Genomic DNA, 16,279 nt, shown 5'->3' with positions numbered 1-16,279 from the left:
GCACGCGCTCATCGGTTACCAGTCTCCTTTTGTTGGATGCTTTCGAGTTTCGTTGCCAGTTCGGCGCCGGTCATCGGTTCGCGGGCGATCACCAGAATGGTGTCGTCGCCGGCGACCGTCCCCACGACATAGGGCAGGGCGGCGCGGTCGATGGCACTGGCCAGATAGTGCGCGGCGCCGGGCGGGGTTCGCAGCACCGCCAGGTTCCCGCTGGCGTCGGTGGACACGAGCAGCTCCCCGAGCAGACGCGACACCCGTTCGGTGCCGCCGGATACGCCGCGCACCGGGCTGCCGTCTTCGGGTACGACGTAGACGCCGACGCCGCCGTCGGCGCCGCGCAGCTTCACCGCGCCCAGCTCTTCGAGGTCACGCGACAGCGTGGCCTGGGTGACCTCGATGCCTTCATCGGCCAGCATCGCGGCCAGTTCGCTTTGGCTGCGCACCGAATTCGACGACAGCAGCGTCACGATGCGGGCCTGCCGACCGGCTCGGGTGGTGGCCACCTCCGGACCGCTCATCGCCACTTCTCCAGCAGCCACACCAGCAGCGCCTTCTGCGCATGCAGCCGGTTCTCGGCCTCGTCCCACACCGCGCTCTGTGGTCCGTCGATCACCTCATCGGTGATCTCGTGGCCGCGGTGTGCCGGAAGGCAGTGCAGCACAACCGCGCTCGCGTCGGCACGGCCCATCAGCTCGGCGTTGACCTGGAATGGCCGGAACGGCCGCACGCGGTCCAGACCGTCGTTCTCCTGCCCCATCGACGTCCAGGTGTCGGTGACCACCACGTCGGCGCCGTCGGCCGCCCGGTGCGGGTCGGCTGTCAGCTGGACCGTCGCGCCGGTCTGGGCGGCCCGCTTCTCCGCGGCCGCAACGAAATCCGGGTGCGGCTCGAATCCGGCAGGGGCGGCGATGGTGACGTGGACGCCGGCGGTCACGCCGCCCAGCATCAGCGAGTGCGCCATGTTGTTGGCGCCGTCACCGAAGTACGACAGCCGCAGTCCCTGCAGCGAGCCCTTGCGCTCGGCCAGCGTCTGCAGATCCGCGAGCACCTGGCAGGGATGGAATTCGTCCGACAGCGCGTTGATGACCGGCACCGTCGCGCCGGACGCCATCGCGGTCAACCGTTCCTGCGCGAAGGTCCGCCACACGATCGCATCGACATAGCGGGACAACACCTTTCCGGTGTCCTCCAGCGTCTCTTCGCGGCCCAGTTGCGTGCTGCGCCCGTCGACGACGACGGCATGCCCGCCGAGCTGCGCGATACCCATCTCGAACGAGAAGCGGGTGCGCGTCGAGTTCTTCTCGAAGATCACCGCCACGCCGCGCGGCCCCTCCAGCGGGCGGCGCGACATCGGGTCCTTCTTCAGCTCGGCCGCCAGCGCCAGCACTTCGGCCTGTTCCTCGGGTGTCAGGTCATCGTCACGCAGGAAGTGTCTGCTCATGAGACCGCCTTGTCCAGGATGTTCGTTAGGGCGCCGAGGAACTCGTCGACCTGAGCCTCGGTGATCACCAGCGGTGGCGCGAGCCGCACCACGTCGGGCGCCGCGGCGTTGACCAGGAAGCCGGCGTCACGGGCGGCGGCTTCAACGGCTTTGCTCTGCGGTGATGTCAGCACCACGCCACACAGCAATCCGCGGCCGCGGACATGCCCGACGAGCGGATGGCCCAGCGCTTCGATGCCGTCGTGCAGCGTCTTGCCCAGCACGTCGGCGCGGGCGATCAGATCCTCGTCGGCCAGCGTGCGCAGCACCGCGAGCGCCGCCGCGGTGCACACCGGGTTGCCGCCAAAAGTGCTGCCGTGCAGGCCCGGCGTCATCAGCTCTCCGGCGGAGCCCACCGCGAGGCACGCGCCGATCGGCAGCCCGCCGCCCAGCCCCTTGGCCAGCGTCACCACGTCCGGGGTGATGCCGTCGTGCTGATGGGCGAAAAACGCTCCGGTGCGGCCCATTCCGGTCTGCACCTCGTCGAGGACCATCAGCGCACCGTGTTTGGCGGTCAGCTCGCGGGCCTGCACCAGGTAGCCGGCGGGCGGGACGACGACACCGCCCTCCCCCATGATCGGCTCGAGGAACACCGCCGCGGTCTGGTCATCGACGGCCTCGCCGAGCGCTTCGACGTCGCCGTACGGAACGAACGTGACCTCACCCGGCAGCGGAGCGAACGGTTCCTGTTTGGACGGCTGCCCCGTCAGCGCCAGCGATCCCATCGTCCGGCCGTGGAAAGCTCCGTGGGCCGCAACGAGTTTCGTCCGCCCGGTCAAGCGCGTGATCTTGAAGGCGACCTCGTTGGCCTCGGTGCCCGAATTGCAGAAAAACACCCGCGCCTGCGCGCCGAGCAGACCGACCAGTGCCTCGGCCAGGGCGATACCGGGTTCGGTGGCGTACAGATTCGATGTGTGCCCGAGCGTGTTGAGCTGCCGCGTCACCGCCTCGATGACGGCTGGATGCCGGTGGCCGAGCACATTGACGGCGATGCCGCCGAGCAAGTCGAGGTAAGACTTGCCGTCGGCGTCGGTGACCACTGCACCGTCGCCGCTGATCAACGCCAAAGGCGGTGTGCCGTAATTGTTCATCATCACGGCTTCCCAGCGCTGTTGCAGGGTCACGAGCTGACCACCTTCGTGCCGGTGCCCTCGTCGGTGAACAACTCCACCAGCACACAGTGTTCAACGCGGCCGTCGATGACGTGCGCACTGGGCACTCCGCCGGCGACCGCCCGCAGGCAGGCCTCGATCTTGGGCACCATGCCCGCCTCCAGGGTCGGTAGCAGTTGCGTCAGTGCGGCGGTGTCGATCTCGCTGACCAGCGAGGTGCGGTCCGGCCAGCTGGTGTACAGGCCTTCGACATCGGTGAGCATGACCAGCTTCTCGGCATTCAGCGCTTCGGCGAGCGCCGCGGCGGCGGTGTCGGCATTGATGTTGTAGACGACGCCATCGGCATCGGGCGCAATCGTCGACACCACCGGGATACGGCCCGCGCCAATGAGATCGAGCACCGCATCGGTGCTGACATGTTCGACATCGCCGACCAGGCCGATGTCGGTGTCCACTCCGTCGACGGTGACGCTGCGCCGCACCGCGGTGAACAGATGGGCGTCCTCGCCGGTGATGCCGACCGCATACGGGCCGTGTGCATTGATCAGGTTGACCAGCTCGCGACCGACCTGTCCGAACAGCACCATCCGCGCCACGTCGAGGACCTCGGGGGTGGTGACGCGGAAGCCGCCCTTGAAATCGCCTGCGATACCGAGTCGTTTGAGCATGGCGCTGATCTGCGGTCCGCCGCCGTGCACGACGACAGGGTGGATGCCGCAGTTGCGCAGGAACACCATGTCGGCGGCGAACGCCCGGCGCAGGGTGTCGTCGGTCATCGCGTTGCCGCCGTATTTGACGACGACGATTTTGCCGTGCAACTGCTTGAGCCACGGCAGCGCCGCGGCCAGGATTGCTGCCTTGGTATCAGTCGCGGCGGTCATGAGCTGTATGCCGAATTCTCTTCGACGTAACCGTGTGACAGGTCCGTGGTGCGAATCGATGCTTTGGCGGCACCGACGCCCAGGTCGACGGTGACGTCGATATCCGCTCCGGACAAGTCGACCTCACGGGCACCGGGCGCGCCGACACCATTGACGCACACCGGAGAACCGTTGAACGACACGCTGATCCGCGACGGATCCAGCGTCACCGGCGCCATGCCGACGGCGGCCAGAACCCGGCCCCAGTTGGCGTCGGAGCCGAACAGCGCGGTCTTCACCAGGCTGTCGCGGGCCACCACCCGTGCGGCCGTCAGCGCATCCTGTTCGGACGCGGCTCCGGTCACCGTGACGACGATGCGCTTGGTGACGCCCTCGGCGTCGGCCTGCAGCTGGGCGCACAGGTCGTCGCACACCCGCAGCACGGCGTCGTCGAGATCGCTTTGGCTGGGCGTGATTTCGCTGGCACCGGAGGCCAGCAGCAGCACCGTGTCGTTGGTGGAGCAGCTGCCGTCGACGTCGAGCCGGTCGAAGGTCAGTGCGGCCGCACGATTCAGTGCCGTGCGCAAGGCGTCCGGACTGGCGACGGCGTCGGTGGTGATGACGCACAGCATGGTGGCCAGGGACGGCGCCAGCATGCCGGCGCCCTTCGCCATGGCGCCGACGGTCCACTTGTCAGCATGGTGTAGCGCAACCTGTTTGGGCACGGTGTCGGTGGTCATGATGGCCCGGGCGGCCTCTTCCCCACCGGTCAGCCCGCCGGCCATCTCATGCACCAGTTCTTTGACGCCGCTGAGCACCTTGTCCATCGGCAGCCGGTCGCCGATGAGCCCGGTGGAGCAGACCGCGATCTCGATCGCGCCGGTCTCGGTACCCCAGTCCGAAAGGGCGGCGGCGACCGCCTCGGCGGTGGCGTGGGTGTCTTGGAAGCCCTGCGGCCCGGTGCACGCGTTGGCGCCACCGGAATTGAGGACGACGGCACGCAGCCGCCCGGTGGTCAGGACCTGCTGAGTCCACAGCACCGGCGCGGCCTTGATCTGGTTGCGGGTGAACACCCCGGCCGCCGCGTGGTCGGGCCCTTCGTTGAACACCAGCGCCATGTCGAGGGCGCCGGAGGCCTTGATGCCCGCGGCGACCCCAGTGGCGCGGAAGCCCGCGGGCGCGGTGACGCCCTGGGTCCGCACCAGCCGGGTGTCGGTGGATATGTCGGTCACGGCGCCACCCCCACGGTCGAAAGCCCTTCGGTCTCAGGCCAACCCAGCGCAAGATTCATCGACTGCACCGCTGCACCGCCGGTGCCTTTCGTCAGGTTGTCGATGGCGACGACAGCGATGAACGTTTGCGCCTCTTCGTCCACGGCGACCGCGAGTTGCGCGGCATTGCTGCCGATCACCGCGCCGGTCTTTGGCAGCTGACCCTCGGGCAGCAGATGCACGAAAGGCTCGCCGTCGTAGGCCTTTTCATATGCGGCCTGGAGCTGCGACAGCGGCGCGGTGGTGCGGGCGGTGCAGGTCGCCAGGATGCCGCGTGACGCCGGGATCAGCACCGGCGTGAAGGAGACGCTGACATCTTTGTCCGTGACGGCGCGCAGGCCCTGCGCGATCTCGGGGGTGTGACGGTGCTTGCCGCCGATGTTGTACGCCCGCGCGGACCCGATGACCTCCGACCCGAGCAGGTCGGTCTTGGCGGCGCGGCCCGCCCCGGATGTGCCGCTCACCGCCACGACCGTCACCGCGGGCTCGACGAGGTCCTCGGCCACCGCTGGCCACAGCGCCAATAACGCCGCCGTCGGATAGCACCCGGGGACCGCGATCCGGGTGGCGCCGCGCAGCCGATCCCGGGCGCCGGGCAGCTCGGGCAGCCCGTAGGGCCAGCTTCCGGCGTGCGTCGAGCCGTAGAACCGCTCCCATGCCGCCGCGTCGGTGAGCCGGAAGTCCGCGCCGCAGTCGATGATCAGCGTGTCGTCACCGAGCTGTTCGGCCAGCGCCGCGGAGTGGCCGTGTGGCAGCGCGAGAAATACCACGTCATGGCCTTCAAGCACGTCGGCGTCGGTGGCCTCCAGCACGCGGTTGCTCAGCGGCAGCAGGTGCGGATGATGTTCGGCGAGCGTGGTGCCCGCGCTGGTGGCGGCGGTCAGTGCGCCGATGCGCAGCCGGCCGTCGGCGTACGCCGGGTGGCCGAGCAGGAGTCGGAGGATCTCACCACCCGCATAACCGCTGGCACCGGCCACTGCCACTGATGTCATGCAGCGATTCTGCATGGTTATGCAGCTAGGTGCAAATTCATTTACAACGAGCGTGGGAGCTCAGCCCCGCAGTACGGCGCCGACACGGGCGGCCGCTTCCTGCACCGCGGCCTCGCGAGCCGCACTGGCCTCATCCTCGGTCAACGTCCGGTCGGCGGCGCGGAACCGCAGCGCCAACGCCAGCGATTTGCGGCCCTCCCCGATCTGCGGCCCGGTATAGACGTCGAAGAGCTGGACGTCCTCGAGCAGCTCGCCGGCGCCGTCGCGGACGGCGTCGATGACCGCCTGCGCGGCCACGTCCTCGTCCACGATCAGCGCGATGTCCTGGAATACCGCCGGGAACGGCGACACCACCGGGGCGGGCAGCGTCTCGACGATGGGAATCGCCTCGAGATTCAGTTCCACCGCGCACGTGCCAGTCGGCAGGCCGGACCGCTCGATCACGGCGGGGTGCAGCTGACCGGCATGCCCGACGACGGTGTCCCCGATGAGCACCTCGGCGCAGCGGCCGGGATGCCACGGCAGGTATTGCGCGGCGCGCAGCGTCAGCTCGACGCCGGCGGCCCGGCCGATCACCCGCACCGCTTCGAACGCATCGCCGGCCTCCGCCGGCCGGCCGGGTCCCCACGGCCCGCGAGGCTCTCGTAGCCCCGCCAATACGACGCCGACATGCTGTGGCTGCCGCGGCAGCGAGGCGTCGAGGAGTGCGATCTCCTCGTCAGTGGGGCGTCGGTCATTCGGGATACGTTCTACCGCACGGGTTTCAGCGGTGGGCAACACAACCTGGGCGATGCCGAACAGCGCGACATCCACCGTGCCGCGGGACACGTTGCGCACCAACGCTTCCAGCAGACCCGGCAAAAGCGTTGTGGCCAGATGAGGGCGGTCCGACTCCAGCGGGTTGAGCACGTGGGTGGTCGTCCGGCGGGGATCGTCGGCGGCCAGGCCCCATTGGTCGAACACTCCCGCGGGCAGGAACGGCGTCGGAAGGACCTCGACGAAACCCGCCAGCGCCAGCGACTTTCCGATCGCGCGACGGCGTTTCTGCACCGGGGTGAGACCACGGCCTGGCGGCGCCGACGGCAACACCGACGGTATGACCTCCAAACCCTCGAGCCGCAGCACCTCCTCGACCAGATCGGCGGGCTGCAACAGGTCGGGCCGCCAGCTCGGCGGCGTCGCCGTCAGCCGGTCGCCGTCGGCCACCACCGCGGCGCCGATCTGCGTCAGCCGCCGTGCCGTGGTGCCCTCGGGATAGGCCACGCCGGCGGTGCTGTCGGGCAGGTCCGCGGCAATCGTGATCGGCGGCAGCGACCAGTCGTCCCGTGGCGGGTCACCGCGCCAGTCGGTCAGGTTCGGCTCGATGGTGCCGTGTGCGATGTCGGCCAGCAGCCTGGCGCAACGGTCCAGCGCCGCAACGGAAATCGCGGGGTCCACCGTGCGCTCGTAGCGGCGTCCCGCCTCGCTGGTGAGATGCAGCCGGCGCTGCGTGCGCGACACCGCGGCAGGGTCCCACACCGCGGCCTCGAGCAGCACGTCGGTGGTGGTGTCGCGTACTTCGGTGGTGCCGGCGCCCATCACGCCGCCGATCGCGGCGGTGGCGACGTCGTCGACGATGAGCACGTCACCGCTGTTGAGCGTCCGCTCCACATCGTCGAGGGTGACGACGGTCTCGCCGTCGCGGGCGAACCGCACGTCGAATCCACCGGTGATCAGGCTGCGGTCGTGGGCGTGCATCGGGTGGCCGAGCTCGAGCATCACGTAGTTGGTGACGTCGACGGCCGGCGAGATGGCCCGGATACCACTGAGCAATAGCCGGCGCTGCATCCACCAGGGGGACACCGCGGCCGGGTCGATGCCGGTGACGGGCCGCAACCCGAACCGGATGACACCGGTGCCCGGCTGGACGGTCAACGGCCAGGCCTCGCCCTGTGCCGGCAACGGCTCGATGTCGGCGGGGTCGACGTAGTCGAGGTCGTACGCGCACGCGATTTCCCGGGCCAATCCCCGCACCGACAGGCAGTAGCCCCGATCGGGGGTGATCGCCAGGTGGAACACCGTGTCATCCAGGCCGAGCACATCGGCGGCGGCGGTTCCGGGTTCCGCGGTGCCCGGCGGCAGCACCATGATGCCGGAGTGGTCCACGCCGAGGTTCAATTCGGCGGCCGAACAGATCATGCCGTCCGACGTGCGACCGTAGGTCTTGCGCGTCGCGATCTTGAAGTCGCCGGGCAGTATCGTGCCCGGCAGCGCCACGACGACCAGATCACCAGCCGCGAAGTTCGTTGCACCACAAACGATGTCGCGAAGTTCTGCTTCGCCGACATCGACCTTGACGGCCCGGATCGGTTTCTTGAACTCCGTGAGTTCCTCGATCTCGGCGACGCGGCCGATCGTCAACGGCCCGGTCACCGGACCGACCGGGATGACCTCTTCGACTTCGTGCCCGATCCGGATCAGCGTCTGTTCCAGCTCGTCGACCGCGACGTCCCAGCCGGGGGCGCCGGCCTGCACGACGTCGCGCAACCAGCTGTACGGAATTCGCATCAGGCGCCGACCCCGAATGGCAGGGAGAACCGCACGTCGCCCTCGACCATGTCGCGCATGTCGGGGATGCCGTTGCGGAACTGCAGCGTGCGCTCCAACCCCATACCGAACGCGAAGCCGGAGTACATGTCGGGGTCGATGCCGCAGGCGCGCAACACATTCGGGTTGACCATGCCGCAGCCTCCCCACTCGACCCAGCCGGCGCCACCCTTCTTGTTGGCGAACCAGACGTCTACCTCGCCCGACGGCTCGGTGAACGGGAAGAAGTGCGGACGGAAGCGGGTGCGGCCCTGCGGGCCGAATAACGCCCGGGCGAATGCGTCCAGCGTGCCGCGCAGGTGTGCCATCGTCAGACCGCGGTCCACCGCCAGCCCCTCCACCTGGTGGAAGACCGGCGTATGGGTGGCGTCGAGTTCGTCGGTGCGGAACGTGCGACCGATCGAGATGATGTAGACCGGCAGTTCGCGCTCGAGCAGCGCCCGGATCTGCACGGGTGAGGTGTGCGTGCGCAGCACCTGCCGCGATCCATCGGGCGCTATCTGGAAGGTGTCCTGTTCGCTGCGCGCCGGGTGGTCAGGCGGAAAGTTCAAGGCGTCGAAGTTGAACTGCTCGGTCTCCACCTCGGGCCCCTCGGCCAGCTCCCAGCCCATCGCGACGAAGGTGTCGGCAACGTGGTCGGCCAGGATGGTGATCGGGTGGCGCGCCCCCAGCGGCTGCCGGGTGGACGGCAGCGTCACGTCGATACGCTCGGCGACCAGCACCGCGGCGTCACGCTCGGCGCGCAACACGGCCAACCGCTCGTCGTAGCTGCGTTGCGCCTCCGCCCTGGCGACATTCACGCGTTTACCGGCGTCGGCGCGCTCGGCCTTGGGTAGCGATCCCAGCGCCTGGCGGGCCAATGCGATCGGCGAGCGGTCCCCGAGGTGTTCGGTCTTGGCGCGGGCCAACGCATCGAGGTCGCCGGCCAGATCGAACGCATGGCGGGCCGCGCTGACGGCCTTCGCCAGCGCTTCTTCCGATAGGGCGGCGCTTATTTCGCTGGGCTGATCAGCCACCCGGCGATAATAGGCGATGCGCCGATGAGAGCGACGTCACGCCGTGGCCGAAGGCCTCTAGGCCTGGGCGGCTCCATCGCGTGCGGAGTCGTCGGCCGCGTGTCGGTGCGCCTTCAGTCGGTACATGGCCAAATCCGGCGGCACGCCGTCCGGTTTGTTCGAGAACACTTGCCTGCGCACCCGTTTCGCCGTCACACCGAGGGAGTCAAAGTCCTCGTCGGGGATGCGGTCGAGGGTCGTCTGCGACACGACGAGGCCGCCGCGGCCGGCACGTTCCATCACGCGCGCCGCGATGTTGACGTCGACCCCGAGCCAGTCCGAGCCGATCCGCTGTGGCCGGCCGGTGTGGATGCCCGCCCGCATCCTCGGCGAATAGCCTTCCACTTCAACGCCTTTCACGGCATCGAGCGCGACGAGCACCGCGCGCACAGCGGTGATCGGATCCGGGAAGACGGCCATGATGCCGTCGCCCATCCGTTTGACGATGTGGCCGCCGGCCTCGAGCAGCGGCGGCTCGACGACCTGGGCGACGCGCCGCAACAGCTTGAGGGTGGCGTCGTCCCCCGCCCGCAGGGACCACGACGAGAAGCCGACCAAATCGGTGAACACCAGCGTCACCTCGCGATTGGCCGGCCGGCCGGACACCCGCTCGGTGAGCGCCTGCCAGACCTGCAACGCCCCGAGACTGACCTCGCGCGACGCGGCATCACGCTCCAGCAGTCGGTCGGCGACGCGTGCGACGGCGCGGGGGCCGCCCACGCCCGTCGCGGAGAGCGGATCGCCGAAATCCGGGTCACCGGGCAGTGCGCGGCGTGCACGCCTGACGAACGCGATGACCCCGGGGCTGTGGTTGGTTCGCTTCAGCCAGCCGAGTGGGCCCGCGAATTCGACTCCCCCGTGATGCCCAGATGGTTCGTCGAACGGTTCGCCATCCACAGCGGCCAGCGTACCTGTCGGATAAATCGCCTGGTCACAGACGTGTGGCGGCGGGATCGCCCTCGCATAACAGTGCGCCGCCACGCCCCGGCAAATCGTAGACAACGTGCGTTGTCAACATTATCGTGAGGGCACCACCGTGGGATTCCCAGTCAGCGAGGACACGATGACCGCGAGATCGATGACGACCGCCAAGGCCGCCAAGGCCCCGGGCCCGCGGGCCGATGACGACCAGGCCCACGTGGCCAACCCCCTCGGCCCCGACTCGCTGACCTGGAAGTACTTCGGCGATCTGCGCACCGGAATGCTGGGCGTGTGGATCGGCGCGATCCAGAACATGTATCCCGAGCTCGGCGCCGGCGTCGAGGACCACTCGATCCTGCTACGCGAGCCGCTGCAACGCGTAGCGCGCTCGGTGTATCCGATCATGGGCGTGGTTTACGACGGTGAACGCGCCGCCCAGACGGGTGCCCAGATCAAGGGCTACCACAAGACGATCAAGGGCGTCGACGCCGCGGGCCGGCGCTACCACGCGCTCAACCCCGAGACGTTCTACTGGGCGCACGCCACCTTCTTCATGCTGATCATCAAGACCGCCGAATACTTCTGCGGTGGCCTGACCGAAGCCGAGAAGCGTCAGCTCTTCGAGGAACACGTCCAGTGGTACCGGATGTACGGCATGAGCATGCGGCCAGTTCCCAAGAGCTGGGAGGACTTCCAGGAGTATTGGGACCGCAAGTGCCGCGAAGAGTTGGAGATCAACCGAGCGACTCTGGACATCTTCACCATCCGGATCCCCAAGCCGTGGTTCGTCCTGATGCCCACACCGATCTGGGATCAGTTGTTCAAGCCGATGGTCGGCGCGCAGCGCTGGATCGCGGCCGGCGTGTTCGACCCCCCGGTGCGCGAGAAGGCGGGGATGCGGTGGACGCCCGGCGACGAGGTGCTGCTGCGGCTGTTCGGGAAGCTGGTCGAGCTGGCGTTCATCGCGGTGCCCGACGAGATTCGGTTGCATCCTCGCGCAGTGGCCGCGTACCGCCGCGCCCAGGGCAAGCTCCCGGCCGACGCACCGCTGGTCGAGGCGCCCGGCTTCATGGCACCGCCGCGCGATCGCAGGGGCCTGCCAATGCACTACGTGCCGCCCCGCAAGTCGCTGCTCGACCGGGCCGGATCCCTGGTGCACACCACCTTCTCGCTGGCCGGCCTACGCCCGGCGGGTGGCCGCGGCCGCGCAGCATAAGCTGGCGCCATGCTCGAATGGTCTGAAGTCGACCTCGCCGTGCGTGACGCCGTCCGGGAGTTCGTGGACAAGGAAATTCGCCCGCACATCGACGCGCTGGAAAGCGGCGAGATGGAGCCCTACCCCATCATTCGCAAGCTGTTCAGTGCGTTCGGCATCGACGCGATGGCGCGCGACTCGCTGGAGGAGCGGTTCGCCCGGCTGCGCTCCGGCGAAAGGCCGTCTGGCGGTTCGGGCGGGATGTTCGGCGGCGACGGTGCTGCGGCCGGTATGGGTTTCGTCGTGGTCAGCGAGCTGTGCCGGGTGTCCATGGGTCTGGTGACCGGCATGGGTGTGAGCCTCGGACTGACGGTGCCCACCATCCAGAGCCGCGGCACGCTGGCGCAACAGGAACGCTGGCTGCCCGGGTTGGTGACCTACGAGAAGATCGGCGCCTGGGCGATCACCGAGCCGGATTCGGGGTCGGATGCGTTCGGCGGCATGAAATCCTATGTGGTCCGCGACGGTGACGACTACATCCTCAACGGGCAGAAGACTTTCATCACCAACGGCCCCGACGCCGACGTCGTCGTGGTCTACGCGAAACTCGAAGAGCCGGGTGTCGACAAGCGCGATCGCAAGGTGCTGACGTTCGTGCTGGACCGCGGCATGGAGGGCTTCGTCCAGTCAAAGCCGTTCCGCAAGATGGGTATTCACTCCTCGCGGACGGGCGAGCTGTTCTTCAACAATGTCCGGCTGGGCCGGGACCGGCTGCTGGGCGAGACGGAGGAGAACGGGGCAGGCGACGGCCGCGACAGCGCGCGCTCCAATTTCGCCGCCGAACGGATCGGGGTGGCGGCGATGGCGCTCGGAGTCATCGAGGAATGTCTGCGGCTGTGCGTGGATTACGCGAAGAACCGCAAGCTATGGGGTCAGGAGATCGGGCAGTTCCAGCTCATCCAGCTGAAGCTGGCGAATATGGAAGTCGCGCGAATGAACGTGCGCAACATGCTGTTCCGCGTCATCGAGGCGATGCAGACCGGCACGCCGATCTCGCTGGCCGAAGCATCGGCGATCAAATGGTACTGCTCGCAGGCCGCGACCGACGTGGCGATGGACGCGGTGCAGCTGTTCGGCGGTAACGGCTACATGACCGAGTACCGGGTGGAGCAGCTGGCCCGCGACGCCAAGTCGTTGATGATCTACGCGGGCAGCAACGAGGTGCAGATCACCCACGTGGCCAAGGGACTGCTGAGTTAGCCCCGAGTGCCCGCCGAGCAGACGCAAAACTGCCTATTTTGAAGCGAAATTGGACAGTTTTACGTCTGCTCGCGCTGAGTGCGGCGGTGCGCGCGGGCGCTTTGGTACAGGCAGATCGCCGCGGCCGACGCCACATTGAGACTTTCCGCGTTGCCCGGAATGGGGATCCGTATCCGATGTGTCGCCAACCCCGCGACGGCCGCCGGCAGGCCGTGGGCTTCGGGACCGAACACCCACGCCGTCGGCCCATCCAACTCTGCGTCATCAAGAGATACTTCGCCGTCGACCGTCGTCGCCAGCACCTCGAAACCGGCTTGGCCCAATGATGTAACCGCCTGCACGGCATCGGGTTCGGTGATGACCGGCAGTGAGAAGATACTCCCGGCCGACGCCCGCAGGCACTTGCCGTTGTAGGGATCGACGCTGTTGCCGGCGAGCACCACGGCGTCAGCGCCCATCGCGTCGGCAATCCGGATCAATGTGCCCGCATTACCCGGCTCCGAAATCTCCACCGCCACGGCAACCAACCGCGGCGCACCAGCCAGGACGTCGGCCAGCCTCGGTTCCGGCATCGAGCACACGGCGACCAAACCGACCGGAGTCACCGTGTCGGACAATGCCTTTGCGGCGCGTTCGGTGACGACGTGTACGGGCACGTCCATCAACAAGGCCCTGAACCGCTCCATCGCCGACTCGGTGACGAACACCTCGGATACCAAACCGCGCCGCACCGCGGCCTCGACGAGGTTGGGGCCTTCGGCGAGAAAGCGGGCGGCGCGGCGGCGTCCGACGTGTCGGTGCAGTTTGATCGCTGCCGCCACTCGGGCGGAGCGCTCGGTGAGCGTCAGGCAGCCTCTCCGGACGGAGCGTTGACGTCCTCCGGCAACGCCGCCTTCGCCACCTCGACCAGCGCGGTGAAGGCGTCCGGGTCGCTGACGGCGATGTCGGCGAGGTTCTTGCGGTCCACCTCGACGCCGGCGGCCTTGAGGCCCTGGATCAGCCGGTTGTAGGTGATGTCGTTGGCGCGGGCCGCAGCGTTGATCCGGGAGATCCACAGCTTGCGGAACTCGCCCTTGCGGGCCCGACGGTCACGGTAGGCGTAGTTCAGCGAATGCAGCTGCTGCTCTTTGGCTTTGCGGTACAGCCGGGAGCGCTGCCCCCGGTAACCCTTCGAGGCCTTGAGGATGGTGCGCCGCTTCTTCTGGGCGTTGACTGCGCGCTTGACGCGTGCCATGAAAGTCTTCCTATCTCATTCGGGGGGCTTTGAATCAGCCGTTCAGCATCTTCTTGACGCGGGCGGTGTCGTTGGCCGACACGCCGGTGCGGCCCTCCAGCCGACGGGTGCGACGGGTCGGCTTGTGCTCCAACAGGTGCCGACGATTGGCCTTCTGGCGCACGATCTTTCCGGTTCCGGTGCGCCGGAACCGCTTCGAAGCGCCGCTGTGGGTCTTCGCCTTGGGCATATGTCCTCAGTTCTCGTTGATCAGTTCTGCGATACGTCTGGTTCTTCGGGTTTGGCCGGTGCACCGCTGGGGCGCTCGGCCTGCTCGGCCGCCTTGGCGCGAGTCTTCGCGCCGCGGTGCGGGGCCAGCACCATCGTCATATTGCGGCCGTCCTGCTTGGCGGACGTCTCGACGAAGCCGTAGTCGGCGACGTCGGCGCCAAGTCGTTGCAGCAGTCGGTAGCCCAGTTCGGGCCGGGACTGCTCACGTCCGCGGAACATGATCGTCACCTTGACCTTCGACCCCGCCTCGAGGAAGCGGATGACGTGACCCTTTTTGGTCTCGTAGTCGTGGTCGTCGATCTTGGGACGAAGCTTCTGCTCCTTGACGACGGTCTGCTGCTGGTTCTTGCGAGACTCGCGCGCCTTCTGGGCCGTCTCGTACTTGAACTTGCCGTAGTCCATGATCTTGCAGACCGGAGGTCTGGCGTTCGGGGCAACTTCAACTAGGTCGAGATCGGCATCCGCGGCGACGCGGAGAGCATCTTCGATGCGCACTATGCCTACCTGTTCACCACCTGGTCCGATAAGGCGGACTTCGGGTACGCGAATGCGCTCGTTGACGCGGGTCTCAGTGCTGATGGGGCCTCCCTGGATAGACACTGTTGTCCTCGAGGAATCCCAGACCATCAGCGAAAAGGCCCTGCTCGAAGCAGGGCCCAAGCCGACCAGGACAGGCATCGGATGCCTGTGACCGGACCGCTGTACCGGTATGGCCAGCGGTGGGAGCGGGACTCCACTTGCTGTCCCTGGCGTATGCCGGGACGGTCGCGCATGCCAGTCTAGCAGGCGTGACAGAGGTTCCTAACATCCGTGAGCTGGCCGAGATTCCCGCCGTCGAGGTGATCACCCGAGCCGCCGTGATGCTGATGAGCGCCGCGGCGGAAAAGCTCGGGCTGGCCGCGGAGGACCCCGACGAGAGCCCGCATCGCGATCTCGACGAGGCGCGCCGGCTCATCACGGCGCTGGCCGGGCTGGTGACAGCGTCGGCGGAGTACCTCGGGCCCCACGCCGGGCCGGTGCGCGACGGGCTGAAGTCGCTGCAGCTCGCCTTCCGCGAGGCCAGCTCCGCGCCGGACGAACCGGGTCAGGGTCCGGGCGAGAAATACACCGGCCCGGTCTGGTAGCTACCGGCACACATTTCAGGGTCGCAGCGCCTATCCTCCCAGCGTATGACCCTTACCAGGCTGTCCAGGCCGACGTCTCGGTACTCCTGGGTGCCGGCGGCCGCCGGCTGGACGGTCGGCATCATCGCCACCCTGTCGCTGCTGGCCAGCGTCTCGCCGCTGGTGCGCTGGATCATCAAGGTCCCGCGGGAGTTCGTCAACGACTACATCTTCAACTTCCCCGACACCAGCTTCGCCTGGGCGTTCGTGTTGGCGCTGCTGGCCGCCGCGCTGGCGGCGCGCAAGCGGGTCGCCTGGTGGATTCTGGTGCTCTACATGGCGGCGGCCGTCGTTTGGAACCTCGCGGGCCTGATCGCCGGGGACGAGCCGGTGGCCGACGAGATCGGCGAGGTCATCGGACTCGCCTTTCACCTCGCCGCGATCGCCTTCTTGGTGCTGGCCCGGCACGAGTTCTGGGCCAAGGTCCGCCGCGGCGCGCTCCTCAAGGCGGCCGCGGTGCTCGTCGCCGGGATGGCTGTCGGGATCCTGATCGGGTGGGGCCTGCTGGAACTGTTCCCCGGGACGGTGGAGCGGCAGTACCGGTTGCCCTATGCGGCCAACCGGGTGGCGGCGTTCGCGGGCGTCGACTCCGCCGCCTTCGACGGCCAGCACCCGCACGTGTTCGTCAACGCGCTGCTCGGATTATTCGGCGCGCTGGCGCTGATGGTCGCCGCGATCGTGCTGTTCCAGTCGCAGCGTGCCGAGAACGCGTTGACCGGAGAAGACGAATCGGCCATCCGCGGCCTGCTCGAACTGTTCGGCAAGAACGACTCCTTGGGCTACTTCGCGACCCGCCGTGACAAGGCGGTGGTGTTCGCCCCCAGCGGGCGCGCCGCCATCACCTATCGCGTCGAGGTGGGCGTCTGCCTCGCCAGCGGAG

The 16,279-nt window shown here is 68.1% G+C and carries 17 protein-coding genes; 4 read left to right on the top strand and 13 right to left on the bottom strand.

What is annotated here, in order from left to right; translation table 11 throughout:
- Positions 1–8 precede the first annotated feature (8 nt).
- The 9 genes from CWS39_RS23765 to CWS39_RS23725 form a co-directional block, all read right to left on the bottom strand.
- A complete protein-coding gene (locus CWS39_RS23765) occupies positions 9–518 on the bottom strand; it encodes an arginine repressor (RefSeq protein WP_102145378.1) in 510 nt (169 codons plus the stop codon).
- Entirely contained in the window at positions 515–1,441 is a 927-nt protein-coding gene (gene argF, locus CWS39_RS23760) for an ornithine carbamoyltransferase (protein WP_102145358.1), read from the bottom strand. The genes CWS39_RS23765 and argF overlap by 4 nt, the downstream gene beginning before the upstream one ends.
- Complete coding sequence (locus tag CWS39_RS23755) at positions 1,438–2,604, bottom strand: acetylornithine transaminase (RefSeq protein WP_102145357.1); 1,167 nt, start codon at positions 2,602–2,604, stop codon at positions 1,438–1,440. Before CWS39_RS23755 ends, argF begins: the two co-directional genes overlap by 4 nt.
- Complete coding sequence (argB, locus tag CWS39_RS23750) at positions 2,601–3,473, bottom strand: acetylglutamate kinase (RefSeq protein WP_102145356.1); 873 nt, start codon at positions 3,471–3,473, stop codon at positions 2,601–2,603. The genes CWS39_RS23755 and argB overlap by 4 nt, the downstream gene beginning before the upstream one ends.
- Entirely contained in the window at positions 3,470–4,684 is a 1,215-nt protein-coding gene (gene argJ / locus CWS39_RS23745; protein WP_102145355.1) for a bifunctional glutamate N-acetyltransferase/amino-acid acetyltransferase ArgJ, read from the bottom strand. Before argJ ends, argB begins: the two co-directional genes overlap by 4 nt.
- A complete protein-coding gene (gene argC, locus CWS39_RS23740) occupies positions 4,681–5,730 on the bottom strand; it encodes an N-acetyl-gamma-glutamyl-phosphate reductase (protein WP_102145354.1) in 1,050 nt (349 codons plus the stop codon). The genes argJ and argC overlap by 4 nt, the downstream gene beginning before the upstream one ends.
- A gap of 45 nt (positions 5,731–5,775) precedes the next feature.
- Positions 5,776–8,262 (bottom strand): phenylalanine--tRNA ligase subunit beta, encoded by a 2,487-nt coding sequence (gene pheT, locus CWS39_RS23735; protein WP_102145353.1) that lies wholly within the window; start codon positions 8,260–8,262, stop codon positions 5,776–5,778.
- Entirely contained in the window at positions 8,262–9,296 is a 1,035-nt protein-coding gene (pheS, locus tag CWS39_RS23730) for a phenylalanine--tRNA ligase subunit alpha (protein ID WP_431306175.1), read from the bottom strand. The genes pheT and pheS overlap by 1 nt, the downstream gene beginning before the upstream one ends.
- 78 nt (positions 9,297–9,374) lie before the next feature.
- Entirely contained in the window at positions 9,375–10,253 is an 879-nt protein-coding gene (locus CWS39_RS23725) for an adenylate/guanylate cyclase domain-containing protein (protein ID WP_102145351.1), read from the bottom strand.
- A gap of 166 nt (positions 10,254–10,419) precedes the next feature.
- Here CWS39_RS23725 and CWS39_RS23720 point away from each other — a divergent pair, with 166 nt between their 5' ends.
- Together CWS39_RS23720 and CWS39_RS23715 are read left to right on the top strand one after the other, a co-directional pair.
- Entirely contained in the window at positions 10,420–11,493 is a 1,074-nt protein-coding gene (locus CWS39_RS23720; protein ID WP_102145377.1) for an oxygenase MpaB family protein, read from the top strand.
- Positions 11,494–11,502: 9 nt separating this feature from the next.
- Positions 11,503–12,732 carry an acyl-CoA dehydrogenase family protein gene (locus CWS39_RS23715; RefSeq protein WP_102145350.1) on the top strand — a complete coding sequence of 410 codons (1,230 nt, stop codon included), beginning with the start codon at positions 11,503–11,505 and terminating at the stop codon, positions 12,730–12,732.
- A gap of 59 nt (positions 12,733–12,791) precedes the next feature.
- On the opposite strand, the gene CWS39_RS23710 is transcribed toward CWS39_RS23715, so the two are convergent.
- From CWS39_RS23710 to infC, 4 genes are read right to left on the bottom strand one after another with little or no spacing between them, the layout of a single operon-like run.
- Positions 12,792–13,553, bottom strand: a complete 762-nt coding sequence (locus CWS39_RS23710) for a TrmH family RNA methyltransferase (RefSeq protein ID WP_102145349.1) — start codon at positions 13,551–13,553, stop codon at positions 12,792–12,794.
- A 23-nt stretch (positions 13,554–13,576) separates the two neighbouring features.
- The gene (rplT, locus tag CWS39_RS23705) at positions 13,577–13,966 is read right to left on the bottom strand and encodes a 50S ribosomal protein L20 (RefSeq protein WP_102145348.1); all 390 of its coding nucleotides are present in this window, start codon (positions 13,964–13,966) and stop codon (positions 13,577–13,579) included.
- 34 nt (positions 13,967–14,000) lie between these two features.
- Positions 14,001–14,195 (bottom strand): 50S ribosomal protein L35, encoded by a 195-nt coding sequence (gene rpmI / locus CWS39_RS23700; RefSeq protein WP_102145347.1) that lies wholly within the window; start codon positions 14,193–14,195, stop codon positions 14,001–14,003.
- Positions 14,196–14,215: 20 nt separating this feature from the next.
- Positions 14,216–14,815 carry a translation initiation factor IF-3 gene (gene infC / locus CWS39_RS23695; protein WP_233213657.1) on the bottom strand — a complete coding sequence of 200 codons (600 nt, stop codon included), beginning with the start codon at positions 14,813–14,815 and terminating at the stop codon, positions 14,216–14,218.
- 209 nt (positions 14,816–15,024) lie between these two features.
- Here infC and CWS39_RS23690 point away from each other — a divergent pair, with 209 nt between their 5' ends.
- Both CWS39_RS23690 and CWS39_RS23685 read left to right on the top strand, forming a co-directional pair.
- Positions 15,025–15,360, top strand: coding sequence for a DUF1844 domain-containing protein (locus CWS39_RS23690; RefSeq protein ID WP_102145345.1), 336 nt, complete (start codon positions 15,025–15,027; stop codon positions 15,358–15,360).
- A gap of 45 nt (positions 15,361–15,405) precedes the next feature.
- Positions 15,406–16,279 (top strand): phosphatidylglycerol lysyltransferase domain-containing protein (locus tag CWS39_RS23685; protein WP_142386916.1); only part of this gene is annotated, 874 nt, incomplete at its 3' end.

It is taken from the genome of Mycobacterium hubeiense, assembly GCF_002838065.1.
GTDB lineage: Bacteria > Actinomycetota > Actinomycetes > Mycobacteriales > Mycobacteriaceae > Mycobacterium > Mycobacterium hubeiense.
This window is presented reverse-complemented; position numbering and strand designations above follow the sequence as displayed.

What these genes read in the sequence shown, in the direction of transcription:
- CWS39_RS23765 (WP_102145378.1), bottom strand. Translation starts at nt 518, where the DNA reads ATGAGCGGTCCGGAGGTGGCCACCACCCGAGCCGGTCGGCAGGCCCGC.
- argF (WP_102145358.1), bottom strand. Translation starts at nt 1,441, where the DNA reads ATGAGCAGACACTTCCTGCGTGACGATGACCTGACACCCGAGGAACAG.
- argB (WP_102145356.1), bottom strand. Translation starts at nt 3,473, where the DNA reads ATGACCGCCGCGACTGATACCAAGGCAGCAATCCTGGCCGCGGCGCTG.
- argC (WP_102145354.1), bottom strand. Translation starts at nt 5,730, where the DNA reads ATGCAGAATCGCTGCATGACATCAGTGGCAGTGGCCGGTGCCAGCGGT.
- pheT (WP_102145353.1), bottom strand. Translation starts at nt 8,262, where the DNA reads ATGCGAATTCCGTACAGCTGGTTGCGCGACGTCGTGCAGGCCGGCGCC.
- CWS39_RS23720 (WP_102145377.1), top strand. Translation starts at nt 10,420, where the DNA reads ATGACCGCGAGATCGATGACGACCGCCAAGGCCGCCAAGGCCCCGGGC.
- CWS39_RS23715 (WP_102145350.1), top strand. Translation starts at nt 11,503, where the DNA reads ATGCTCGAATGGTCTGAAGTCGACCTCGCCGTGCGTGACGCCGTCCGG.
- rplT (WP_102145348.1), bottom strand. Translation starts at nt 13,966, where the DNA reads ATGGCACGCGTCAAGCGCGCAGTCAACGCCCAGAAGAAGCGGCGCACC.
- rpmI (WP_102145347.1), bottom strand. Translation starts at nt 14,195, where the DNA reads ATGCCCAAGGCGAAGACCCACAGCGGCGCTTCGAAGCGGTTCCGGCGC.